Here is a 23,545-nt window from a genome sequence, read left to right as displayed (position 1 = left end):
TTTATTTTAAAATTTATAAATTGATGTACAGGTTTACAAAATACGTTCTCCCATAACCGTAAAAATATTTGTTTCCAAAATTGGGAGTTCCACTAGAAACATCTTGATTGAGTTGTCTGAAATTGGCATTTCGAGCTTGCTCATACCCTCCAGTTTTATACGTTAGATCCAAAACATTATTTACTGTAGCAAAAATTCCAATATTCTTTCCTTTTATTTTCCATGATTTTCCGCCTGAAATATTTAACAAAGTTGTTGGATCAAATGCTTCTTGTTTTAATAATTCCCTCGCTCTTTCTTCTGAGGCTTCTGGAAAATTAAAACCACTAGCAGGATTTTTATAAAAAGTTACCGTTCTGGAAATAGGAGAAATATCTATAAAACTGTCAGCCAAATAATTGAAGTTGGCACCAATCCACCAATATTTTGGATCTCTGTACTCGATTCCTAAAGCAAAAGCTTGCTGAGGCATTCCCGCTAGATGGTAATTTTTTAAGGATGCAGTTCCAAAATCAAATACTGGATTTGGATTTTCAGAAGTTGCCTGAGCATCATTGGTAATCGTAACATTCGGGTTGCTGTCAATTGTATATTGACCATATCCAGCCGAGAAATTTGCCATTAGTGTTGGGCTTAATTGGTATTGAAAACTGAATTCCACACCTAAATTTTTCTTATCCAAATGTTTCAAAGTCTGACTCACAAAAGCGTCTGTATTGGCATATCCTGCTCCATCATCAAAAATTCCCTCGGCATAAAAGAACGAAGTTTGAGTGATGTTCATTATTTTGGCATAAAAAAGAGTGAGACGGGTTTGCCATTTTGGAGTCCTGTAAAAATAACTCGCATCCAAACTGCTTATATTTTCACTTTCTAAACCAGAAACAACCGAATTGTTCAATCTCGAATTTGGAAATGTATTCCTGATAGTTGGTGCATTAGAAAGGTAGGCACCGTTAAAACTTAACTGTTGTTTCCCCGAAATCTTAAAAAGAATTCCACCTTTAAAACCAAAATTTTCAAATTGAACTTTCTCACTTTTCCCGAAAGAATTGGTTGAATAAATTCCGTTTTGGTACAAGCCTTCTCTTTGATAATTGGTGCTTATAAAATTTTGAGCCAAATAAAAATCAACCTCATCATAAGTGAATTTAAAGTTGGTAAAAAGGTTTAAAGTATTCGCATTGTAATTAAAGTTGTAACCATAAGCATCTCCTACCACAACCTGTCTATCGGGATGATTCAAATCGGATTGCGCTTGATTTCCATTATAAAAAACATCTAAATCGTCAAAATACAAACCTCCTAGTAAGTCCGTTAATTGTTGGTAATTATGTGATTTTAAATGGCTGTAAAAACCACCGGCTGTCAAGAAAAGATTGTCACTTATTTGTGTATTAAAAGTAGAAGTGGCCGTCAAAGTCTGGTCATCCGTTCGATCTTCGTACAAAACATAATTACTTTTGGTGGGAGCGTAACCTGTTATTTGACCGTTTGCATCTATAATTGGAGATTGATTGGCAAAATACATCGCCTTCCAATCGATTTGATTATTGGCTAGAAACTGTTCTCTACTTTTGTCTGCATTCACAAAATCAGGTGTAAACGCTCCCGAAAACGCACCATCATCCGGCGCATAGAGTGAACTGTAATAACTCGGCATTTTTCTATAATAAGTGGGATCTGGACTATTACCATTTTGGTAATCAATATTGCTGTTGGTGATTTTTCCAAATTGATACGTCAAACTTGAATGCAGAGTTGTGAAATCATTTATTGTATAAAAATGATTCAGCATCAAGATGGGTTCTTCGATAGTTTTAATTCTGGTATTTCGCTTTTTTCCTTCATGCCAACCCCAATACGAGTTGTAGTTGTAGCTAGTTAATTCGGTGACTTCAGCGGTATTTGGTGAATTTTTGGCTCGTGAATTGGGTGTGTAGAACCCAGAAAAATTCAACGAATGATGGTCGTTTATTTTCTTTTCTACACTTATAAAACCTGCTAAGGCATTATAATTAGTTCCTTCAAAATACCCTTCCTCAGCCCAGCGAGTTCCTGCTGAAACCACAAATGCCCACCCTTTGCTATTCATTCCAGAAGCATAAGTCCCTACCATTCGCCAAGAATAATTGGTATTGGTTCCTGTAAAAGATAAAATCATACCTGGCTTATAAATCGAAGCACGCGTATTAATTTCTTGAGTACCCAAAATCCCTCCAAAAGCATAATCTGAGGGAAAAGAACCCACGGTAAATTCCTGATTCCGAACCACATTATTTAAACCACCCCAATCACCCCATTGTGGTCTGCCGTCGAAGAGTTTGTTCATCGTAACCCCATTAATCATGGTCGTTGCATATTGACTGTCTAACCCGCGAATCCTAAAACGCGCCTGTCCCCAATTGAAAGCTGCGGCTTGCTGAAAAGCATCTCTGGAAGATTGTAAAAGCCCCGAAGTGCTTTCGGAACCACTATTATCATCACTCAAATCACTTTCAAGAAGTGTAATTATTCCTGTTTGTTGTTCTGAAGTTTGATTGTCTTCTAATGGAATAGCACCCAAATCTACCATTTCATCTTTGATAATAACAACTGGCAGTATCATATCCTTAAACCCTTGACTGTGCAAAAGCAACAATTGATTTCCGGGGACTACTGCATAAAAACTAAAAATACCATCAGTTGTTGTGAGTTGCATCAACTGCGTATTTTCAATCGTAACCACTACATTTTCTAATGGTTTTTGAGTTTTAGCATCAATAATTTTCCCTTTAATTCCAGTTGGTTTTTGTGAAAACACAAAAGTAATTTTCAATAAAAAAAGCATTCCTAACAAAGATTTACCCATACTTATTTTGTAAACTTATTTGGATACAGCAAGTGGCGCATCCAAGAATTAGATTCGTTTAAAAAAGTAGGTTCTAACCTCAACTGTGTGGGTTTTATCAAATAGAGACTTTTATCAAAATAAATTTTGATAAATAATAAACCATTAAGGAATTAAGATTCATTAAGCCATTGTAACCTTGATGAATCTTAATTCCTTAATGGCTTAGAGTTTTAAATTTAATCTTAAATTTAAAAACCCCACACAATTCGTGGTAGAACCAAAAAGAAAAAAAAGTTTTGGAAAAAATGTGGTATTTTGAATTTTCAATCAAAAAAATAACATCCGATTGAAATTCAAGCGATAAACTTAAGTAAAAAACTATTAAGTTGTATGTAAAAAGTAATTATTTTCTTTGTTTTTTAATTAATTGTCTTAATTCTGCTTACCATAAATGCAATGAAAACACCAAAAATGCCAATAAAAGCAAAGGAATAACGCAAACTAGAAGCTTCTGCAATATATCCTATCATAGGTGGTCCCATCAGAAAGCCAAGAAAACTTACACTAGAAACAGCTGTTAAAGCTTCACCAGTAGGTATCGTTGGATGTTTCCCTGCAATACTATAGAGAGTAGGAACTATTGTTGAAACCCCTAAACCAATAACCATAAAAGCAATCATTGAAGGTATCAAATATGGAAATATAACCGCTGTAAAAAAACCGGATGAAATCATAATTCCACTAATTTGCATTACCGTTTTTCGTCCAAATTTATTGATTAATTTGTCTCCAAAAAAACGACCGCTGGCCATCATAATCATAAAAGAGGTGTACCCTAAAATCACTAAAGCTCCAGGAACTTTGACTATATCTTTAAAGAATACGCCACTCCAATCAAACATGATTCCTTCGCTAGCCATACTACAAAATCCAATAATACCAAGTAAAACTAAAGTCGTATCTGGTTTTCGGAATCCCTTTTTCTTCTCTGTTTTAATAGTTTCTTTGGCTTTAATTAAGAATTTAAAATTGAATACTATCAACAAAAAAGCAATGAAAGCAACAATAAGAAAATGAGAATACGTACTAAGACCTAATGCTAACATTCCCAATCCTACCAATGCACCAGTAAATCCAGCCATACTCCACATTCCATGAAAGGAAGACATAATGGTTCTTTTAAAAAGTCCTTCGGTATAAACCCCCTGTGTGTTTACAGAAATGTTCGTTAGGTTACTAAAAACTCCAAAAAAGTACAATCCAAGAGCAAGTTGCCATGCATTTTGTGCCAATCCCAAATTAGTCAAACTAATCGCATACATCAAAATAGAAAAAAGTAAAATACGATGACTACCAAAACGAGTTACTAATTTACCAGAAAAATACATCATTGATAACTGACCAACAGGCAAAGCAAACAGAATGGTTCCTAATTGACCATCACTTAAATGCAGATCCGATTTGATTGTTGGAATTCTACTTGCCCAAGTAGCGAAACACAATCCCATAGCAAAATAAAACATAGAAACTGCTCCACGAATTCTAAATAAATAAGAGGCTTTTGCATCCTTATATGTTTTCTTGTATTTGCCTTTGGGCTGAGAACTACCAATAAGATCTAAATCTGTCAAAATGTTTGTTTTTGGGATTGTGGTCATCAAAAATACAAAAAGAAACATTTCAAAGACGCAAACCCATCAGTAAGTATTATTTATAACGTTATTGTTAGAAAATAAATCCAATTCTATCCAAAGTAAAAATCATTTACTTCGTCAGTTCGCAAAAGCTCGTGTGGGGGTGCCCCCGTTGAGCAAAGGAGCTAATTTTTAGTACCGCTTATTCCGCTCCTTTACTCAACGGGGTCGGGCTATTGCCGTTACTTCGGTAACTTGGCGCTATCCCTCACCCAAACTGCAAAACGAGATATTGAGTATTAAAAACATCATTCCTTACAACGCAATAATTTTCCCTTGAGCATTACTTTCAATAGCAGCTTCTATTATTTGCATTACCTGCAAACCTTCTTGAGCAGTAACTGGTTCTTTGGTATCATTCACAATCGACTGATAAACACCATCAAAAAAGTCATAATAATTTCCCTGCAGCGTTGGAATTTTATCTTTAATAATTTTCCCATCAATCTCCGTATGCAACAATCCTTCGTTACCAGAAACTTCTTTCCCCCATGAATCAAGGTTTGGTTTCTTTCCGAGCTTTAATTCGTCTTCTTGCACATCACCACGTGGTTTCAGGAAAGACCCTTTTTTACCGTGAATAACATACGCAGGGTTTGCTTCACGAACAAAAAAACCAGCTTTCAATCGCACTCTAAAATCCGAATAATAAAACAAAATATCTATCCAATCATCGACCAAAGAATGCTCGCGTGTGATTCTAATATCAGCAAAAACACTTTGGGGGAATCCAAATAAAGACAATGCCTGATCAATTATATGCGGTCCTAAATCCTTTAGAATGCCGGCACCAGAATTAACCGTTTCTTTATGCCCCTTCGGACTCAAAAACGGATTGTAACGATCAAAATGAAACTCGGCTTCCACTAATTCGCCCAACACTTTATCGGTAACCACTTTTTGTACCGTTTTAAAATCACTGTCCCATCTTCGATTTTGGAAAACCGAAAGTTTTAATCCTTTTTCTTTGGCCAAATTCACTAATTCCTGAGCTTCAGCAACTGTTGTCGTAAACGCTTTTTCTACTATAGCGTGTTTCCCAGCAAGTAAAACTTGCTTCGCATATTCAAAATGAGTTCCTACCGGCGTATTTACAATGACCAAATCTATATCGTCCTGAAGTAATGTCGCAAGAGTTGGATAGCTTTTTACATTTGGATAATCCAATTGAATTAAATGTTTGCTTCTCTCCCAAGAACCAACCAATTCAAATCCAGGATGAAATTCCAAAAAAGGAGCGTGAAAAACTTTTCCAGACATCCCGTAAGACAGTAATGCAGCTTTTATTTTTTGCATATTTTTTATGGTATTTTACAATCCTGCGAGGTTTCCAAAAACCTTGTAGGTATAATTAATTTAGCACCTACAAGGTCAAAAAAAACCTTGCAGGAAAATTGAATAGAAAATAATTTATCTCGTTTTGGCTCTATCGTATTGTTTTGGCCATTGAACATCAACACCTAATTCTTGCGCAAAAGTCAATCCCAAATTTGGATTTCTAAGCGATTCTCTAGCAAAGAAAACAAGATCAGCCTTCCCGCTCGCCACAATAGCTTCGGCTTGTTGAGAAGTGGTTATTAAACCAACCGCTCCAGTCAAAACCCCTGTTTCTTTTTTGATTTTTTCGGCAAAATGTACCTGATAATTAGGCCCCAAAGGAATTTGTTGATGCGATACCAATCCGCCTGAAGAAACATCAATTAAATCAACACCTTTTTCTTTTAGAATTTTAGAAAGTTGAACTGATTCTTCAGCATTCCAACCTTCATCAGCCCAATCTGTAGCTGAGATTCTAACCATCAAAGGAAATACTTTTGACCATTCAGACTGTACGGCTTGCAATACTTCCAGAAGCAACCGAATACGGTTTTCAAAAGAGCCACCATATTCATCGGTACGTGTATTAGACAAAGGAGATAAAAATTGATGCAATAAATATCCGTGGGCAGCATGAATTTCAAGAACTTGATACCCTGCTTGCTCCGCTCTTCGCGTAGCTAATTTAAAATCAGCAATAACTTTCTGAATTCCAATTTTATCCAAGGCTACAGGAGCCTGCTCATTGTCATGATACCCAATCGCACTTGGCGCAACCGTTTCCCATCCGCCTTGATTTTGAGTCAATTTTTTATTGCCGTACCAAGGAGACGAGACACTGGCTTTCCTACCCGCATGAGCTAATTGTATTCCGGGAACCGAATTCTGACTAATGATAAATTTGGTGATAGCCTGTAATTTCTTGATGTGGTCATCACTCCACAACCCTAAATCACCTGGAGAAATTCTTCCCTCGGCAGAAACAGCAGTAGCTTCCTGAATGATTAAACCAGCACCACCTGCAGCGCGGCTTCCAAGATGTACCAAATGCCAATCATTTGCAAAACCATCTTGTGCAGAATATTGACACATAGGGGAAATTGTGATTCTATTTTTGAAAACAATACTTTTTATTTGTAGACGAGAAAATAATTGTGAAGACATATATATAAGTATATTAATGTTTTAACCATTTTGAATTAAAACTAGATTTATATCTAGTAAAGTTATCGTACTAACACGAAAATAAAAATGAAAAATGAATTAATTAACAAACATTTAAAACGATACCCAAAAATATACCGTAAATAATAAAATAGAAAATAGTACTTTTGTCAGTCATTAAAGAACCGAAAATTAAAAAATGGAAATAGTTATCAAGCTTTCTCAATTTTTATTGAGCTTATCATTACTTATTATACTTCACGAATTAGGACATTTCATTCCTGCAAAATTATTCAAAACCAGAGTCGAGAAATTTTATTTATTTTTTGACGTAAAATATTCCCTTCTAAAAAAGAAAATTGGTGAAACCGAATATGGTATTGGCTGGTTGCCTCTTGGTGGTTATGTAAAAATATCCGGAATGATTGATGAAAGTATGGACAAGGAGCAAATGGCATTACCTGCGCAACCTTGGGAGTTTAGATCCAAACCGGCTTGGCAACGTTTGATTATTATGTTGGGTGGTGTAACGGTCAACTTTATACTAGCTTTCATCATATATATTGGTATGGCTTTTGTATATGGGGATTCCTATATTGCTAATTCAGATTTGAAAGATGGTGTTTTGATAGAAAACCAAGCGATGATTAATGCTGGTTTTAAAACTGGTGATAAAATAATCGCTGTTGATGGTGAAAAAATAGTACGCTTTGACAAGGAGATGAACTCAAAAGTGGTTATGGCAAAAGAAGTAGTTGTTGAACGAAATGGCACACTACAAACGATAAAAATGCCAAATGATTTTATAGATCAACTGTCTAAATTTGAAAAATCTTCTTTACTAACTATCAGAAGCCCATTTGTTATTGGAAACATTCCTGATGAATCTTTAAACAAAGAGCTTAAAGCAAAAGACATTCTTTTGAAATTAAATGGTCAAACCACTAAGTATATTGATCAAGCCAAAGTAATTTTAGAAAACAACAAAAATAAAACAGTTACTGCAATTGTTCTAAGAGAAGAAAAACAAGTTCCTGTTCAAGTAAAAATAAATGGCGAAGGAAAACTAGGAGTACAACTTGGTGGTTTAGGTCTTGACTCTTTAGAAAAACTTGGCTATTATACCATTACACATCAAAAATACAGTTTTATGGAATCGATTCCTTTTGGCATTCAAAAAGGGAAAGATCAATTAGTAGGTTATGGAAAACAATTAAAAATGATTTTCAATCCTGAAACCAAAGCCTACAAACAAGTAGGTGGTTTTAAAGCAATATTTGATATTTTTCCAAGTTATTGGAGCTGGGAAACTTTCTGGAGCATCACAGCGATTTTATCGATTATGCTTGGTGTAATGAACTTATTGCCTATTCCGGCACTTGATGGTGGTCACGTAATGTTTTTATTATTTGAAATTGTAAGCGGTAAAAAACCAAGTGATAAATTCTTAGAGAATGCTCAAATGGTTGGTTTCGTATTACTTATCAGTCTGTTGCTTTTTGCCAATGGAAATGACATCTACAAAGCTATTGTGGGCAAGTAAAAAAGAATGTTTTTTTTGCCTTTTTTATTTGCTACATTTAAATAAAGTCATATATTTGCACCGCTTTAAAAGTGAACACACTTTCCTTCTTAGCTCAGTTGGTTAGAGCATCTGACTGTTAATCAGAGGGTCCTTGGTTCGAGCCCAAGAGAGGGAGCAATAAGCAGAAAGCCTTACAGAAATGTGAGGCTTTTTTTTTGCATAAAACCCAAATCTATGAATTGCGTTTACATTCTATATTCCGCAAAACTAATTATCAGGCAAAGTTTTCCTTTCTATAAATAACTCCTTTTCTTAAGCTATAAAAAATAAAACATTTTAGAACAATTTAGAACAAACACCACCCATAAAATCTACACAAGCATCAAGAGTTCAACAAGAAACCAAACGAAAGATTCCATTACGATCAATAAAAAAATTAAAAGCTAATGAGAAACATAATTTATTAAAAATAACACCCTTTTTTCTATTTAAAATACAGCAAATCCAACACCTCAAAAGGTTTTTAAAAATTTAAAAAAAATGTTTGCCACATTCAAATAAAATTATATCTTTGCACCGCTTCAAAAGTGAATCACACTTTCCTTCTTAGCTCAGTTGGTTAGAGCATCTGACTGTTAATCAGAGGGTCCTTGGTTCGAGCCCAAGAGAGGGAGCATTATTAAAAAGACTATCAGCAATGATGGTCTTTTTTTTTTGCATAAAATCCAAAACTATAAATTGTGTTTACATTCTATATTCAGCAAAACTAAAACGGATCAGGTACAAAAGTTGGGGATTAAGCAAAAAGATTGGATAATCTAAATAAGAAGAAATCTATTTTTCTTACTCCTCTAAATTGACTTCTAAAAGCTTTTATTTTTGCATTGAAAGATTCTGCAGAAGCATTTGTGCTTCTATTATCAAAATAGTTCAAAATTGACTGGTAATTAAAAGTTATAGTATTGAGCAGGATATTAAAGTTTTTAAATCCGGATTCCTCCACATTTCTATACCAATGTGCTAGTTTGGTCATTGCAATGTTTTTATCATTGTTATTATTGTAAATACCTCGAAGTTGTTGGCTTAGGTTATAGGCTTTTTTAATGTCTGGATATAGGTCAAATAACATTTTAGCTCTTTCTCTCTGATTTATCGTCCATTTTTCACGAGATTTATAAAGTATATATCTACTTCTGGCTAGTAATTGTTTTACAGAGTCTCCGTTAGGTAAGAGCTCTGGAATATAGGTTCTATTCTCTTTTTTTGCTTGTATTATCAACTGATTTTCAAAATCCATAGCTTCCCATCGATGTTTGATCCTAATCTCTTGTAAGGCTTCCAATGCTAATTTTTGAACATGAAATCTATCGGTTACTTGTACTGCTTTTGGGAAGCAACGCTTTGAAATTAACTTCATGGAATTAGCCATGTCAAGTGTTATTTCTTTGACACAGCTTCTTTTTTTATAATCAATCTTACTGATATGTTCTATGACTTGATCTGCCTTTGTTCCTGCAACAATAGCAACTAAGGATCCTTTTTTGCCTTTGGATTGCTTGTTGGTTACAATAGTATAAAGTTCTCCTTGAGATAAAGCTACTTCGTCAATTGATAAATGAGTCCCCATATTTTCAGGGTAAAGAATCCATTGATGGGCGTGTTCTCGTGGAGCCCAAGTGTTGAAGGAACTCAGGTGTTTTTTATATTGTCTTTGAAGTTTTTTGCCGTTGACTCCAAAGAAGCCTCCAATGGTATGACAATCGGTAGCGCTATTATCTATTAATTTCTTTTAAAAAAGCCGCAAACTCATGAGTCATGCGGGTTCCTTTAGCAACTAAAGTCCAATCTCTTTTAATAATTTCTCTTGTGGTCTTATTGGTCCAACGACGTCTTTTGATATGCAAATATACTAACTTACCTCTTAGAGGGAAATCCTGAATAGTGACCTCGTCCAGAAAGCCTTTGGAGATCAATTCTACAGCAGTAAATTCTTTGGGAGTAGTCGCTTTTTCTTCAAAATACAAATGCAGATTTTCTTCTGAATTCTTGAATGAGGTTAGATTAAAATTCTCAATCAAAAACTCAGGTAATATTAATTTCAATAGTTCTATATACGATTCCAATTCTCTACTAGTTTTTTGCAAATATCAGACTTTTTAATTATTTCTCCCCAGGTTTTGTTCTTGATCCACTAAAACGGATCAAGTCAAAAACGTTTCTATATTGGATTCACTTCTAATTTTGATATGAGACTTGAATTTCATAAAAACGCATAAGATTGAGAGTCATTTCCTCAGACTCCCTATAAAAACAAAGCACAAACACTAAATATTGAAAAACAAATTGAAATTTTCAAGTAATTTTCGATATAAACTTTATAACACCCATCACTAAACAAGGGTGTTGTCAATAAATTCCATTTTCCAAATGCGAAATCAAAAAAAAATTCAATCAAAAAAATTAGAATTGACAAAAAATGATTCCCTCAAAAAGAAAGTCATATAAATTACCAAATAATCACAACATTGTATTTTTTGGTGATAATAATTTAATATTTTAGTTCAAAATTAAGCTCTAAAAGCCATTTTGAATCATACTTATTAATTATTTAATACTGAGAAATATGATGAAAGTGATGCCAAAACTAAACCCAAAAGGATGGGATGAAATGTTCTCCAATGAAGGCGTGAGAGATTCCTATGCTCAAGTTCTTCAAACCTTACAAAGATTAAATCCAGAAAACCTAAACGACAAACAAATTCAGGCTTCGGATTTGTTCATGAACCAGGGCATTACATTTACAGTATATAGTGATGATGATCAAGGGATAGAAAGAATATTCCCTTTTGATATCATTCCAAGAATCATAACAAAAGCCGAATGGAGCGAAGTAGAAACGGGGATTAAACAACGCCTAAAAGCCCTTAATCTATTTCTGGAAGATGTCTATAATGGACAGCACATAATAAAAGATGGAATAATTCCTGCTGCATTAGTAGCCTCTTGCCCGCATTATATACAGGAAGTTCATGGAATAAAAGTACCTCATAACATTCATGTACATATTGCTGGAATTGATTTAATTCGTGGTGCAAAAGGTGAATTTTACGTTCTTGAAGACAACTTGAGATGTCCCAGCGGTGTGAGTTACATGTTGGAGAATCGCGAAATTACCAAACGAATTTTTCCAGACATGCTTACCTCCAACAAAGTAAGCATGGTAGGAAACTATCCAATGATATTTCATAATATACTAGTATCGCTATCTCCCCGAAATATATCCAATCCTAACGTGGTTTTACTTACACCGGGCGTCTATAATTCGGCTTACTACGAGCATACTTTCTTGGCCCGCCAAATGGGAATTCCGCTTGTAGAAGGAAGAGATTTGGTAGTAAATAATAACAAAGTGTATATGAAAACCACTTCGGGACTGCATCAAGTGGATGTAATTTACCGACGTTTAGATGATGATTATCTCGATCCATTGGTTTTTAAACCCGAAAGCACACTGGGCGTACCCGGACTTATTAGCGCCTATCGCCACGGCAACGTAGCATTAGTCAATGCTGTAGGTAATGGAGTTGCCGATGACAAAGCGGTCTATGCTTACGTTCCTGATATGATAAAATATTACCTTAACGAAGAACCCATACTTAAAAATGTTCCAACATACCAAATGGAAAACAAAGAAGAAAGAGAATTGGTATTTGCCGATATGGAAAATATGGTAATCAAAGAAACCAATGGAAGCGGCGGTTACGGAATGATTATGGGAAACAAAGCTTCTCAAGAAGAACTTGAAAATGGCAAAACAGCCATTCTTGCCAACCCCAGAAATTTTATCGCACAACCTATCATTCAACTCAGCACCGTTCCCTGCTTAATAGATGGCCAATTGAAATTACGCCATGTTGATCTAAGACCTTATGCTTTATGTGGACCCAATGGAGTAGAAATAGTACCTGGAGGACTTACTCGAGTCGCACTAACAAAAGGTTCATTGGTTGTAAACTCTTCTCAGGGTGGAGGAAGCAAAGACACTTGGATCATAAAGTAATTTCGTTTTAAATTTTAAAATGAATCAAAATGAAAAAGAAAATCTTAAACTCAGAAAAAAACGACAAACCAATGTTTGCTTTTTTACCAGAAATGGTTTTAATCCATTTAAACGAAGCGAAACCAAATGAACTTATAGCAGAGATTTCAGAAGAACCGATAATCCAAAAAATAACAATATCAGCAGAACCAGAAATCCCGAATTTAGAATCCAATATTGAAATTATCCCAAAAAAAGAAAAAAGAAAACCGTCTAAAACAACTCTTGAACCAATTTTGGAAAGGCCAAAAAGTAAATCAGAAGAAAATTCTATAATGCAATTTTTACATAAATTAAAAAACTACTATTATCAATTTATAAATCAAACAAAATGGAAACAAACATGTTAAGTCAAATTGAAAATCAAGCTGCTATTATAGAATCTATAATAGAATCAATTGTGGAGCCTATTATCTACAAATGTTAAAATAGAGCATCATTTAGGCACTATTCTCCAATCATTATGAACTCGCAACTATTTAGGAGCTGATGATTTATGGGGTTTACCGAGGCAATTTGATAAAGTTAAGGATAAAATGATAGCAGATTTTTGATTTACGCTTTTTGACAACAGATATAAAAATGGTTGTGAAATTGACAATCAAATATTTAGCAAGACAAGCTCTGTCATAAAAAATCGGCAATCCTTAATCTAAAATATCTAAACTTAACGTCATTTTGCGTGAGGGATAGAGCAAGGCGCCGTGCGCTCGTGATAGCCCGACTCTGTTGAGTAAAGGGGCTGTATAAGCGGCACTGTATGTAAGCCCCTTTGCTCAACAGAGTCACGCCCCAATAATTAGGATTGAAAAGCTATCCCAAATCTATTACTAAACAAAGTTTTTTTACATTTTATAAATCGGATCAAATGAAAGCAAATATGCTAAGTCGAGTTGCAGACGGAATGTTTTGGCTCAACAGATATATGGAAAGAACCGATGGCATGCTGCTAACTCTTAATACCAGTTACATATTGTCATTCGACAAAGAAACCGAGGATTGCCAAGGCTACAAACCGCTGTTAAAATACTACACTGACCTAACATGCAGTCAGATAAACGAATTTCAATACGATACTAACTTTGTTTTGAAATACATTATTTGCGATAGCTTAAACCACAATTCGGTAAAAAATTTGATTTTAAAAGCTCGGGAAAATGCGAGAGGATCTCAAGACAAAATAACCAAAGAGCTTTGGGAACATATCAATTCATTGTATCACTTTATGAATTCCCCAGATCTTCCCAAAAAACTAGAAACTTCAGATGCTTTACAAATTGTAAATAAACTCAATAAAGACCTCTTGCTCTATAATGGTATATTACACGTTACTATGCCAAGAGGACTTGGATGGAGTTTTTCGAATATTGGAAAACTAATTGAGAGATGCTTACAAACCATCTCAATGACTCAAGCCTATTATGCACCGATTCAATACAATTTGGAAGGAAATGAAGATGTAATGTACTGGAGAAGATTATTACTTTCATTATCTGGATATGAATTATATCTAAAAAGTTACAGCAACCTTAAACACAACAGAAAAATAGTTCAACATGTGATTTTCAATCGCGATTTTGCCCATTCTGTAATCTATACGTTAGATTTAATTAATAAATATTTGGATTGCCTCGTTAAAGACAGTGAAATAAGTGAAGCTCGAAAATTATACAATCAATTTGGAAGATTAAAAAGTTATGTTGACTTTACAGACTATCATCACCTAACTGGCACACAGTTAGAAGAGGTTCTGGAAACTACAAAAACACAATTAAATCAGTTTTCAGTTGACTTCTCAAAATTATTTTTTTCCTACACCTAATAACTTATGGCAATATTCAAAATAGTTCACATTACAAAATACCAATACAACTGGCCAATAAAAGAAAGTATAAACGAGTTACGCCTATTTCCTCATAATTTTAGCAATCAAGACGTCATCGATTACCAACTTTTAATCACTCATAATCCAGAAGTAGAATATTATCATGACTACTACGGTAATAAAGTTGCCAATTTTAACAATCTTGAGGCACATGAAGAAATGGTCATTGAATCCAGAATGACTGTTCAAGTGAATCATTCTCTAAAAATACCCGCTTTTGACAGTAATACCATAAAAGACATTGAGAAAGAAAAAAGTGAAAACATAACCTTATTAAGACTTAGTTATCCAGAGGTTATTGTAAAACAAGAGGAGATAAAAACCATTTTGGCATCAATAGATGTAACCAATAAACCTATTATAGAAATTGCACAATTATGCAATCAGTACATATTCGATAACTTTACTTACACTAAAGGAATTACGAATATCGAAACTACAATTGATGAAATTCTAACCCTTAAAAAGGGAGTATGCCAAGATTTTGCGCATGTATTGTTGCAACTAGTTCGTACTGTTGGCATTCCTGCCAGATATGTGAGTGGATACATTTGCCCCTACGAAAGCGGATTAAGGGGCGAAGGAGCGACACACGCCTGGGTCGAAATTTACACCCCTTCGCAAGGCTGGTTAGGTTTAGATCCCACCAATAATATATGGACAATGGACAATCATGTAAAATTGGCTGTAGGAAGAAATTTTTATGATTGCACCCCAATTAAAGGAACTTTTAAAGGACTTGCAAGACAAACGCTCTCTGTATGTGTATCAATAGGCTATGAAGACGGCAGACATTATGAAGAAATAAACGATGTTCTTCTTGAAGAAATTCCACAGGAAGTTAAGGAACAAATAAGCTATATAGAACAACATCAGCAGCAACAACAATAGTATTCTAAATAAGTATCTTTTATAAGTTAAGCAGCCTGCTCAAATGCTATGAAGTTTACTAACTCTCCTTTTTTATTAAAAATGGGAAAACCTTCAATATTGCAATAATATAGTTCTCCGCTTTTTTTATAATTTAAAACTTGTTTAACGAATGGTTTTTGTAGTGTAATTGCCTCTCTGATTTCAAGGGAGGTTGTCATAACAGTTGCTTTGCCCTGAAACATTTTTGGACTTTTTCCAAGCACTTCCTGCTCTCTATATCCATTCATTTTATGCAAACTATGTGATGCAAAAACAATATTCAAATTGGCATCTGTGATCAAAATAACCTTTTCTTCCAATTTATTTTTGAAATCCCAATCTGCATTTTTCCATTTTTTTGAATTGGAAATTATCGCGATTTTATTATAATCCAAAACTACATTTTTTAGTTCCGTTTTATAAGTAGCACTAAAACCCCAAGAAATTAAAGGAATGGCATTCCACTTTAAGGAGCAGAGATACTTTGCTTTAGGATTATTATTGTCATTTTGAGTTGCCATAATATTGATTTTAAGGTTCAAATATAAAAACAATACAAAGAACACAATACAATTCGTTAGGGTTTAACTATTGTTGAACCAAAGTTTTATTGATCAAAAATCAAATTTAAGCTGTACGACAATTGTTTTTTTAATTTCTGTATTCAAATTACTTAAGGAAATTCCAAGAAGTCGAACAGAGTCTTTCATCTTTTCTTGGTACAATAACTCCTTTACAATTTCCAGAATAAGCGATTTATTCGAAATAAAATAAGGCATTGTTTTACTTCGTGTTTGTTGAGTAAAATCGCTGTATTTTATTTTCAACGTAATCGTTTTGCCTGAAATTTGGTGTTTTTTTAAACGGCGTTCTAATTCGGCCGCAATTTTTTCAAGTTTCTCAATCATAAATATTTCAGAAGAAAGATTGATATCAAAAGTATGTTCTGCTGCCACTGATTTTGTAATCCGATTTGATTTTACTTCACTGTTGTGAATGCCCCGCACTACATTGTAATAGAAACCGCCAGACTTTCCAAAATGTTTATCAAGGAACTCGATTGATTTTGTTTTTAAATCTAAGCCTGTAAAAATCCCAAGTTGAAACATTTTTTCGGTTGTTACCTTCCCCACTCCATAGAATTTTTGAATGGGTAATTGCTCCAGAAAAGGAATAACTTCGTCAGGATTTACCGTTTTTTGACCATTGGGTTTATTGTAATCACTGGCAATTTTGGCGACAAACTTATTGACCGAAATTCCAGCCGAAGCCGTAAGCCCAACTTCATTAAAAATTCTTTGGCGAATTTCATGTGCCAATAAACTGGCGCTAGGATTTCCTTTCTTGTTTTGAGTAACATCCAGATAAGCTTCGTCTAAAGATAGAGGCTCAATCAAATCTGTATAATCTCGAAATATTTTATGGATTTTTTTGGATATTTCCTTGTATCGGTCAAAACGAGGGCTTACAAAAATAAGTTCTGGGCAATTTTTTTTAGCCAAAACTCCACTCAAAGCTGAACGAACACCAAATTTTCTAGCCTCATAACTAGCCGCAGAAACGACACCTCGATTTTCGGCACCGCCTACTGCTATAGGTTTTCCTTTTAAATCAGGGTTGTCCATTTGCTCGACTGAAGCATAGAAAGCATCCATGTCAATGTGTATGATTTTTCTATATGGAGGTGGTTCGAGCATTTTACAAATTTAAAAACGTTTTGAAAAAAATGGAACAACGGAACTGTTAAAAAATAAATGAATATCTTTGATGCACTGACTAGCCCAGATGGAAACGGCATCTCCCGATTTAGAAAAACAAAACTTTTTTGTCGTAGTTTTTGTTAATTGGGAATATAGTGTACAGCTGGAAAAAGCTCCTTATACTTCAAATAAATGGTAGAAATAGAAAGAAAATTTTTGGTTACTTCGAAAGCTTTCAAAGAAGTGGCTTTCAATCAAAACAGAATAAAGCAAGGCTATTTAAGCTCCATTCCTGAAAGAACGGTTCGCGTTCGTGTGAAAGGCAACAAAGGTTTTTTGACTATAAAAGGAATATCAAACGAATCAGGCATGTCCAGATTTGAATGGGAAAAAGAGATCCCTGTTGATGAAGCCGAGAAATTATTGCTTTTATGTGAAAAGGGCGTAATAGACAAAACCCGCTTTGAAATCAAAACGGGCCATCATATTTTTGAAGTAGATGAGTTCTATGGCGAAAATGAAGGATTGATTATGGCTGAAATTGAATTACAGTCAGAAGAAGAATCCTTTGAAAAACCAATTTGGCTGGGAGAAGAAGTCACTAATGACAACAGATACTACAATGCTTATTTGAGTAAGAATCCTTTTAAGAGTTGGTAATTGTTTGAGTAATATTTTGTTACTAGTTCCTAAAAAAGCAATTATTTTCTCAATTCCTCAATTTTTACATTAACAGCGCCACTCCTTTTGTTGGATGTAATATCCATAAAAGCTTTTTTACTTAAGTCAATTTCTCTTCCTCTGGCAAAAGGGCCTCTGTCAATCACTTCTACAATAACGGATTTTCCATTGGCTTCATTGGTGATTTTTAGTTTGGTTCCGAAAGGGAATTTCCTATGAGCTGCAGTTAATTTTTGATTATCAAAACGTTTGCCACTTGCTGTTCTCTTTCCATTAAATTTATCATGGTAATAGGAAGCATGTGCATTTTTTTTGAAGAAAACAAATTTACCAGTTTCGATAATTGCTGAGTCTGGGGCGACAGCAATTGGCTCAACATCTTTTAGTACAACCTTTGTTGATTTTTTTACGGTGTCTTTATTAATGGTAAATTTTTTGCTGTTTATAATGGAACTTTGACTGCTTACTAGACCAATATTGGCAAGTAAAAACAACAATGTGATTATTTTTTTCATTTATAGTTTATTAGGTGAAACTCTGATTTATAAAAAAAATTATGGGTAAAAAAAGTCCTTTTCAGGACTTTTCATTAGTTTTTAAACCATAGCGACCAAGGAATTCTACTTAATACCAATAACAACCCTAGACCGTAAAATATAGAGAAGGTTTTGAATTTTGATTCACTTGTAGTTAATTTTTTATGTTTTGACCAACCGATTGTAATTAAGGCAATTGCGATTAGATTGATTAACGGATGCTCCAATGAAGTCAAACGTAAAGCTTTATCAGACATTAGCCCAAAAGAGGCAAGTCCTAGTGGAGATACAAAGTATAAAATTATACCAAACAACAATTGTGTGTGTATTCCAATTAAACCAAACAGCGCAATTTTTCTGTCTTTGGCCGTAAATTCTTTTTTAGTAGCCAATCCAATTAAAGCATTAACAACAGCAATAACAAGAACTAACAATGCAATATATGCCCAGCCAGAGTGAAATTTTTGTAAAATAGTGTACATAAATAGTTTTTTAATTTAAACAAATATAAGCAAAAAAGTCATAAAAAAACCCAGAAAAAATTTCTGGGTTTTTTAGAAAAAAAATATATTCTACATTGGTTGTAATACTTTATCAATTATTTGAATAACACCATTAGTACCTTGAATATTTATAACTTTAATATTTCCATTAACTACGGGAGTAACTAAATCTGTAATTTTAACTGTTCCTTTGGTAATAGTAAATGTTTTAGCAGGTGCAGGAGTACTAAATAAAGTATTAACCTTAACGTCTGCAAAAGCCGTTGAAGAAGTATAAGAGGTTGCAGAACTTGCTGTATTATTTCCTGTTTGTAAATGATATTTTAAGATATTTGTAATTTCAGCATCTGTTTTTCCAACTAAATAACCACCTGTTCCCAATGCAGTTGTAAAAGCATCATTATTTGGAGCATATACCGTAACAGCGCCAGTGGATGTAAATGTTGCATTTGTTAAAATTGCTAATACACTTGCTTGAGCAGGGCTACTTACAACTCCTAATAAAGATGATAAACTTGGGGTTGAAATAATTTGATTTACTATTGTTGGTAATTTTAATACGCTATTAATTACGTGAACTATTCCATTACTAGCCTCAATATCTACACTAGTTATTTTGGCACCTCCATTTGTTTCCCCGGCATTTATTAAAATATCTGTTCCAGTTTTACTAATAGTCATATTCAAGTTAGCACCTGTAAAAGCCAAAGGATTATTTCTATAATATCCAAAAGTTTTAAAAGAAGCTGTGGCAACTAAATCTGCCGATCTTGTTCCTACTCCTATAATGTGATTTTGAAGAGATAATTTTAAATCAGCAATTTGTTGAGCATTAACAACTGGGTCAAGAGCAATAATAGACGCACTTGTAACCCCTGCAGCTGTAAAAGCAGCATTTGTAGGAGCAAAAACAGTATAAGAACCCGGATTACTTAATGTAGTTGCTAATCCAGTTTTATTTAATGCATCTACTAATATACTAAAATTAGCAGGATCTGCTTTTGCAATATCAACTATAGAAGGAAGTTTTACTACATCTTTGTTATCATCATTAGTACAAGAAAAAGTCATTAATGCAACCGATAAAACGGCAACAAAATATAGGATTTGATTTTTAAATTTCATAATTTTTGTTTTTCTGTTTATAAAGTATTCGTCTAGTTTTTAATAAATATTATTTCCCGAAAGTATATCTTAAGGTAAATTGAGCTTGCCAAACATCAAATATAGATGCATTTTTTTGAAAAGTGTCTCTAGCTAAAAATCTTTTTCCTTCATTATCTGTTTGAAGAGCCATAGTATAAAAAGGAATATTACCATTAGCTCCACTTGGTGCTTGAGCTACACTCAATATATTTGATGCAGTAGCTCGTTGAGAAATACCCCAATTTCTGTTCAAGAAATTTGTAAAGTTTAAGATATCTGCTCTAAACTGAAAACTGTTTCTTTTGCCAGCGATATTCACGAAGAAATCTTGTGTAACAGAAAGATCTATTTTATGCAACATTGGTAAGATATTAGAGTTTCTTTCTACATATTGCCCTCTTCTTTTAGATAAATAAGAATCTTGATCTATAAATTTATCAAAAGCCTCTTGTTGTTGCGCTTCAGTATACAGTACTACTGAAGTTCCAGCTATATTTTGAGTAATTGGACTAAATCTTATGTCTGTAGCTTTAAGAGGAACAAAAAGTAAATCATTCCCATTTACTCTATCTCCATTTAAATCTCCTCCATAGGCATAAGTAAATGGGCTGGCTTGTTCTCCAATATAACCTAAATTTATAGAAGTAGATCCACCATACTTTGTGCCATAGTCAATTTTGTATCCAATAATACCAACATAACGATGAGGAGTATTATTATTAGATAGACTTAAAGCCAAATCATTGTTTCCATTAATAGACTTTGCACCTGTCCAAGAACCAGAAGCGATAGAACCAGCTGAAAGCAAATCATAAGCTGCAGAATGTGTATAAGAAAATGAACCCCACAATCCTTTACTATATGGATATTCTAATTTAAAAGTAGTAGAATAAAAATACCCTTGATTCGTGTTTGTCAACACTATAGCATTTGAAACAGTATTATTTATACGAACACCATTATCATTACCTGCATATAAGGGTCTGTTATCTGGCCCAGCAATTTTTCCAACTGGATTGGCTAAATTCGCATTATAGTACCCTACTTCATTGATGTTTTTGCTAAAAATTCCTTCTACAGTTCCTACAAAACCAAAAGGTAATTTTTGATCTACAGCAATAGTCGTTTTCCAAACTTGAGGAAATTTATAGTCTTTAGCAGTAAATGCTAAATCAAATGTAGATGGCAAAGTAGGTGTTGCAGGTGTAAAATATTGTGAAGGATTAGCAGTAAATCCATATCCACCAGTAGCAACTGCTACATCACTTGCGTCAACAAATCCAGTCAGGACCCCATTGTTTCCAATAGCATTAGACAAAAACACATAAGGAGGTCTTCCGGTAAAAATTCCTGTTCCCCCTCTCACTTGAGTTTTTGAATCACCAGCAACATCCAAGTTGAAACCTAGTCTAGGCTCAAATAAATATTGTGTATCAGGCATATCACCTGTGTTAAATTTTTCTCCATTTGCAAAAGTCATGCCTGTAATAGCTTTATTTTCTATTGCTGTATCTTTAAATGAAACAGATGTAGCTCGTAAACCAAAAATAACTCTGAAATTTTCATTTACTTTAAAATCATCTTGTGCATATAAATCTATCTTATCAGATTCCATTATTTGCATAGGCTCTACACCTCCATCCAATGCTGAATATCGAAATTGAGTTCGAACTGGCAAATTGGTTACAGAAGGTGCTCCTAGTAAAATTAAAGATTCATTGGCAGCTTTATAAAATTCATCCAAAGAATTAAAAATATAAACTCCGTTTGATCCAGAGAAAAATAAATTTTCTGATTTAAAATGCTCATAATTGGCACCAAACAACAAACTATGTTTTCCAAAAGTTTTAGTTACATTGTCTGTAAAATGCAAAGTAGAATATCTCAATTTATTTCCTTGAGTAAATGGATCCAAACCTACAGAAATAAAGTTTAAATTACCAACAGTACTAGGCGTTCCATTTTTGATGTCAATTGTTGGGAACAAACCTCCTCCTTGTAGGGATCTGTCTTCGATTTGTTTATCATAACCAGCAATAAAGTTATTGCTCCATGTATCAGACAGTTTAGAGTCCAATTGTACAACGATAGACCTAGTATTGTCTTCAATTACATAGCCACTGTTTTTAAAAGACATCGAATTTACATTTTTTGTTCTACCCCCAAATCCTAAAGAGTTCGATGATGATGTAACTTCATCAGAGGAAGAATCACTATGTACATAACGTACCGATAATTTATGATCATCATTGATGTTCCAATCTACTCTACCAAGGAATTTTTTAGACTCTTTTTTTGCGTCATAGTTCTCCCAAGGCCCTGTAGTATAATTGAATTTATCTTTCATAAAAGTAGAAAGAGTTTGCATTTCATCAAATGTAGGAATAGATACTTGTGCACCTCCATTTGGAGAATTTGTAGACGTCCAAGTCGTTGCAGGACTTGTATTTTCAATCGTTTCAAAATTACCAAAAAAGAATAATTTGTCTTTTATAATTGGAGCACCAATTCTAGCCCCCCAAATTGTTTCATCAAAAGTAGCTGGTACAATTTTTACTTCACCTGCCTTAGTTCCAACAAAACTTTCTTTATTACTTCTGAATGAGTTATAGACTGATCCTTCAACTTCGTTTGTTCCACTACGAGTTACCGCGTTGATTCCAGATCCTGTAAAACCAGTTTGACGTACATCAAAAGGAGCAATGTTTACTTGTAATTGTTCAATAGCATCTAGAGAGATTGCAGTAGAACCCGTTCTACCTCCCGCTTGTGCATCATTTCCTAAACCAAAACCATTATTAAAAACAGAACCATCAATAGTAAAGTTGTTTAATCTTGAATCTTGTCCTCCAAAAGTACCACCGCTTCCAGCATTGGCATTGTATTTAGTAATAGCATTAATAGATCGAGCTCCAATAACTGGTACAGCATTAATTTGTCTATTGGAGAACTGTTGCGAAGCTCCTGTTTTTCCTTTAGAAAAAGCACCATTTGATTTTGAAGAAGAAACAACAACTTCTTTTAACTGACTTGTTTCGTCTTCAAGAACTGTGTTTACAGTAACTGTACTTCCTAATGGAGCTGTAATATCTGTAATTTCACTTGATCTTGTACCAATGAAAGTAAACTTAACAGTATATGGCCCTCCTGGACGTATAGCCTGAACTGAGTAACCGCCTGTATAATTTGTAATTGCATTATACTTTGTTCCAGTAGGTAAGTGAATCACTTGCACCGACGCTCCCGCTATGTTCTCGCCAGTAACAGACTTCACTGTTCCTGAAATTCCTGAAGTAGTTACCTGAGAGTAACCAATAACCGACAGAAAAAAAATAAAAATAAAGGTGATTTTTTTCATATTATTTTGTTTGTTTAGTTTGGCAAAATTATAACATTTGAATCAATAAATGTTAACATTGTATTAAGAAAATGCTCCTTTTACAATACACGCATACTAAATAAACATATTTACGTTTATTAATTAATTTTTTGCGATTTATTCTTAATTTAGAATTAAAAAATATGAATATGATAACAAAATTTTGCAAAA

The 23,545-nt window shown here is 33.9% G+C and carries 18 protein-coding genes and 2 tRNA genes; 8 read left to right on the top strand and 12 right to left on the bottom strand.

Going from position 1 to position 23,545, the window contains the following annotated elements:
- Nucleotides 1-13: 13 nt before the first annotated feature.
- The 4 genes from OYT91_RS14505 to OYT91_RS14490 all read right to left on the bottom strand — a co-directional run bounded on the left by OYT91_RS14505 (nt 14) and on the right by OYT91_RS14490 (nt 7,008).
- The gene (locus OYT91_RS14505) at nt 14-2,851 is read right to left on the bottom strand and encodes a TonB-dependent receptor (protein WP_281238535.1); all 2,838 of its coding nucleotides are present in this window, start codon (nt 2,849-2,851) and stop codon (nt 14-16) included.
- 401 nt (nt 2,852-3,252) lie between these two features.
- A complete protein-coding gene (locus tag OYT91_RS14500; RefSeq protein ID WP_432419427.1) occupies nt 3,253-4,491 on the bottom strand; it encodes an MFS transporter in 1,239 nt (412 codons plus the stop codon).
- Between the two features lie 291 nt (nt 4,492-4,782).
- Nucleotides 4,783-5,823 (bottom strand): Gfo/Idh/MocA family oxidoreductase, encoded by a 1,041-nt coding sequence (locus OYT91_RS14495; protein WP_281238534.1) that lies wholly within the window; start codon nt 5,821-5,823, stop codon nt 4,783-4,785.
- Nucleotides 5,824-5,937: 114 nt separating this feature from the next.
- Nucleotides 5,938-7,008, bottom strand: coding sequence for an NADH:flavin oxidoreductase/NADH oxidase (locus OYT91_RS14490; RefSeq protein WP_281238533.1), 1,071 nt, complete (start codon nt 7,006-7,008; stop codon nt 5,938-5,940).
- A 199-nt stretch (nt 7,009-7,207) separates the two neighbouring features.
- Here OYT91_RS14490 and rseP point away from each other — a divergent pair, with 199 nt between their 5' ends.
- The 3 genes from rseP (at nt 7,208) to OYT91_RS14475 (ending at nt 9,207) form a co-directional block, all read left to right on the top strand.
- Nucleotides 7,208-8,551: an RIP metalloprotease RseP gene (gene rseP, locus OYT91_RS14485; RefSeq protein ID WP_281238532.1), complete on the top strand. Its 1,344-nt coding sequence runs from the start codon at nt 7,208-7,210 to the stop codon at nt 8,549-8,551.
- 83 nt (nt 8,552-8,634) lie between these two features.
- Nucleotides 8,635-8,708: transfer RNA gene (locus OYT91_RS14480), tRNA-Asn, on the top strand.
- A gap of 425 nt (nt 8,709-9,133) precedes the next feature.
- Nucleotides 9,134-9,207, top strand: a tRNA-Asn gene (locus OYT91_RS14475).
- Nucleotides 9,208-9,329: 122 nt separating this feature from the next.
- On the opposite strand, the gene OYT91_RS14470 is transcribed toward OYT91_RS14475, so the two are convergent.
- Both OYT91_RS14470 and OYT91_RS14460 read right to left on the bottom strand, forming a co-directional pair.
- Complete coding sequence (locus tag OYT91_RS14470; RefSeq protein WP_432419420.1) at nt 9,330-10,283, bottom strand: ISAon1 family transposase; 954 nt, start codon at nt 10,281-10,283, stop codon at nt 9,330-9,332.
- Nucleotides 10,284-10,305: 22 nt separating this feature from the next.
- On the bottom strand, nt 10,306-10,677 hold the full coding sequence (locus tag OYT91_RS14460; protein WP_432419413.1) for an ISAon1 family transposase N-terminal region protein: 372 nt from the start codon (nt 10,675-10,677) through the stop codon (nt 10,306-10,308).
- A 479-nt stretch (nt 10,678-11,156) separates the two neighbouring features.
- On the opposite strand from OYT91_RS14460, the gene OYT91_RS14455 reads away from it, so the two are divergent.
- The 4 genes from OYT91_RS14455 to OYT91_RS14440 all read left to right on the top strand — a co-directional run bounded on the left by OYT91_RS14455 (nt 11,157) and on the right by OYT91_RS14440 (nt 15,408).
- Complete coding sequence (locus tag OYT91_RS14455) at nt 11,157-12,593, top strand: circularly permuted type 2 ATP-grasp protein (protein WP_281238529.1); 1,437 nt, start codon at nt 11,157-11,159, stop codon at nt 12,591-12,593.
- Nucleotides 12,594-12,622: 29 nt separating this feature from the next.
- Nucleotides 12,623-12,982 (top strand): hypothetical protein, encoded by a 360-nt coding sequence (locus tag OYT91_RS14450; RefSeq protein WP_281238528.1) that lies wholly within the window; start codon nt 12,623-12,625, stop codon nt 12,980-12,982.
- Between the two features lie 518 nt (nt 12,983-13,500).
- Nucleotides 13,501-14,454 (top strand): alpha-E domain-containing protein, encoded by a 954-nt coding sequence (locus tag OYT91_RS14445; protein WP_269224223.1) that lies wholly within the window; start codon nt 13,501-13,503, stop codon nt 14,452-14,454.
- A 6-nt stretch (nt 14,455-14,460) separates the two neighbouring features.
- The gene (locus OYT91_RS14440; protein WP_281238527.1) at nt 14,461-15,408 is read left to right on the top strand and encodes a transglutaminase family protein; all 948 of its coding nucleotides are present in this window, start codon (nt 14,461-14,463) and stop codon (nt 15,406-15,408) included.
- Between the two features lie 26 nt (nt 15,409-15,434).
- Here OYT91_RS14440 and OYT91_RS14435 read toward each other — a convergent pair whose 3' ends face one another.
- Nucleotides 15,435-15,950, bottom strand: coding sequence for a PAS domain-containing protein (locus OYT91_RS14435; protein ID WP_281238526.1), 516 nt, complete (start codon nt 15,948-15,950; stop codon nt 15,435-15,437).
- A gap of 93 nt (nt 15,951-16,043) precedes the next feature.
- Entirely contained in the window at nt 16,044-17,126 is a 1,083-nt protein-coding gene (gene dinB, locus OYT91_RS14430) for a DNA polymerase IV (RefSeq protein ID WP_281238525.1), read from the bottom strand.
- 195 nt (nt 17,127-17,321) lie between these two features.
- Here dinB and OYT91_RS14425 point away from each other — a divergent pair, with 195 nt between their 5' ends.
- A complete protein-coding gene (locus OYT91_RS14425; protein ID WP_281238524.1) occupies nt 17,322-17,789 on the top strand; it encodes a CYTH domain-containing protein in 468 nt (155 codons plus the stop codon).
- A gap of 41 nt (nt 17,790-17,830) precedes the next feature.
- Here OYT91_RS14425 and OYT91_RS14420 read toward each other — a convergent pair whose 3' ends face one another.
- From OYT91_RS14420 to OYT91_RS14405, 4 genes are all read right to left on the bottom strand, one after another.
- A complete protein-coding gene (locus OYT91_RS14420; RefSeq protein WP_281238523.1) occupies nt 17,831-18,325 on the bottom strand; it encodes a septal ring lytic transglycosylase RlpA family protein in 495 nt (164 codons plus the stop codon).
- A gap of 74 nt (nt 18,326-18,399) precedes the next feature.
- Nucleotides 18,400-18,828: a hypothetical protein gene (locus tag OYT91_RS14415; protein ID WP_269224227.1), complete on the bottom strand. Its 429-nt coding sequence runs from the start codon at nt 18,826-18,828 to the stop codon at nt 18,400-18,402.
- 90 nt (nt 18,829-18,918) lie between these two features.
- Nucleotides 18,919-19,974: a fasciclin domain-containing protein gene (locus OYT91_RS14410; protein ID WP_281238522.1), complete on the bottom strand. Its 1,056-nt coding sequence runs from the start codon at nt 19,972-19,974 to the stop codon at nt 18,919-18,921.
- 49 nt (nt 19,975-20,023) lie between these two features.
- Entirely contained in the window at nt 20,024-23,353 is a 3,330-nt protein-coding gene (locus OYT91_RS14405) for a TonB-dependent receptor (protein WP_281238521.1), read from the bottom strand.
- Between the last annotated feature and the right edge of the window lie 192 nt (nt 23,354-23,545).

Origin of the sequence: Flavobacterium praedii (assembly GCF_026810365.1) — a bacterium.
Classification (GTDB): domain Bacteria; phylum Bacteroidota; class Bacteroidia; order Flavobacteriales; family Flavobacteriaceae; genus Flavobacterium; species Flavobacterium praedii.
Note: the sequence above shows the minus strand (reverse complement) of the source record. Positions and strands in the feature narration are given on the sequence as shown.

What these genes read in the sequence shown, in the direction of transcription:
- OYT91_RS14445 (WP_269224223.1), top strand. Translation starts at nt 13,501, where the DNA reads ATGAAAGCAAATATGCTAAGTCGAGTTGCAGACGGAATGTTTTGGCTC.
- OYT91_RS14410 (WP_281238522.1), bottom strand. Translation starts at nt 19,974, where the DNA reads ATGAAATTTAAAAATCAAATCCTATATTTTGTTGCCGTTTTATCGGTT.
- OYT91_RS14425 (WP_281238524.1), top strand. Translation starts at nt 17,322, where the DNA reads ATGGTAGAAATAGAAAGAAAATTTTTGGTTACTTCGAAAGCTTTCAAA.
- OYT91_RS14495 (WP_281238534.1), bottom strand. Translation starts at nt 5,823, where the DNA reads ATGCAAAAAATAAAAGCTGCATTACTGTCTTACGGGATGTCTGGAAAA.
- OYT91_RS14455 (WP_281238529.1), top strand. Translation starts at nt 11,157, where the DNA reads ATGATGAAAGTGATGCCAAAACTAAACCCAAAAGGATGGGATGAAATG.
- OYT91_RS14435 (WP_281238526.1), bottom strand. Translation starts at nt 15,950, where the DNA reads ATGGCAACTCAAAATGACAATAATAATCCTAAAGCAAAGTATCTCTGC.
- OYT91_RS14490 (WP_281238533.1), bottom strand. Translation starts at nt 7,008, where the DNA reads ATGTCTTCACAATTATTTTCTCGTCTACAAATAAAAAGTATTGTTTTC.
- OYT91_RS14415 (WP_269224227.1), bottom strand. Translation starts at nt 18,828, where the DNA reads ATGTACACTATTTTACAAAAATTTCACTCTGGCTGGGCATATATTGCA.
- OYT91_RS14420 (WP_281238523.1), bottom strand. Translation starts at nt 18,325, where the DNA reads ATGAAAAAAATAATCACATTGTTGTTTTTACTTGCCAATATTGGTCTA.
- rseP (WP_281238532.1), top strand. Translation starts at nt 7,208, where the DNA reads ATGGAAATAGTTATCAAGCTTTCTCAATTTTTATTGAGCTTATCATTA.
- OYT91_RS14505 (WP_281238535.1), bottom strand. Translation starts at nt 2,851, where the DNA reads ATGGGTAAATCTTTGTTAGGAATGCTTTTTTTATTGAAAATTACTTTT.
- OYT91_RS14450 (WP_281238528.1), top strand. Translation starts at nt 12,623, where the DNA reads ATGAAAAAGAAAATCTTAAACTCAGAAAAAAACGACAAACCAATGTTT.
- OYT91_RS14500 (WP_432419427.1), bottom strand. Translation starts at nt 4,491, where the DNA reads ATGACCACAATCCCAAAAACAAACATTTTGACAGATTTAGATCTTATT.
- OYT91_RS14405 (WP_281238521.1), bottom strand. Translation starts at nt 23,353, where the DNA reads ATGAAAAAAATCACCTTTATTTTTATTTTTTTTCTGTCGGTTATTGGT.
- dinB (WP_281238525.1), bottom strand. Translation starts at nt 17,126, where the DNA reads ATGCTCGAACCACCTCCATATAGAAAAATCATACACATTGACATGGAT.
- OYT91_RS14440 (WP_281238527.1), top strand. Translation starts at nt 14,461, where the DNA reads ATGGCAATATTCAAAATAGTTCACATTACAAAATACCAATACAACTGG.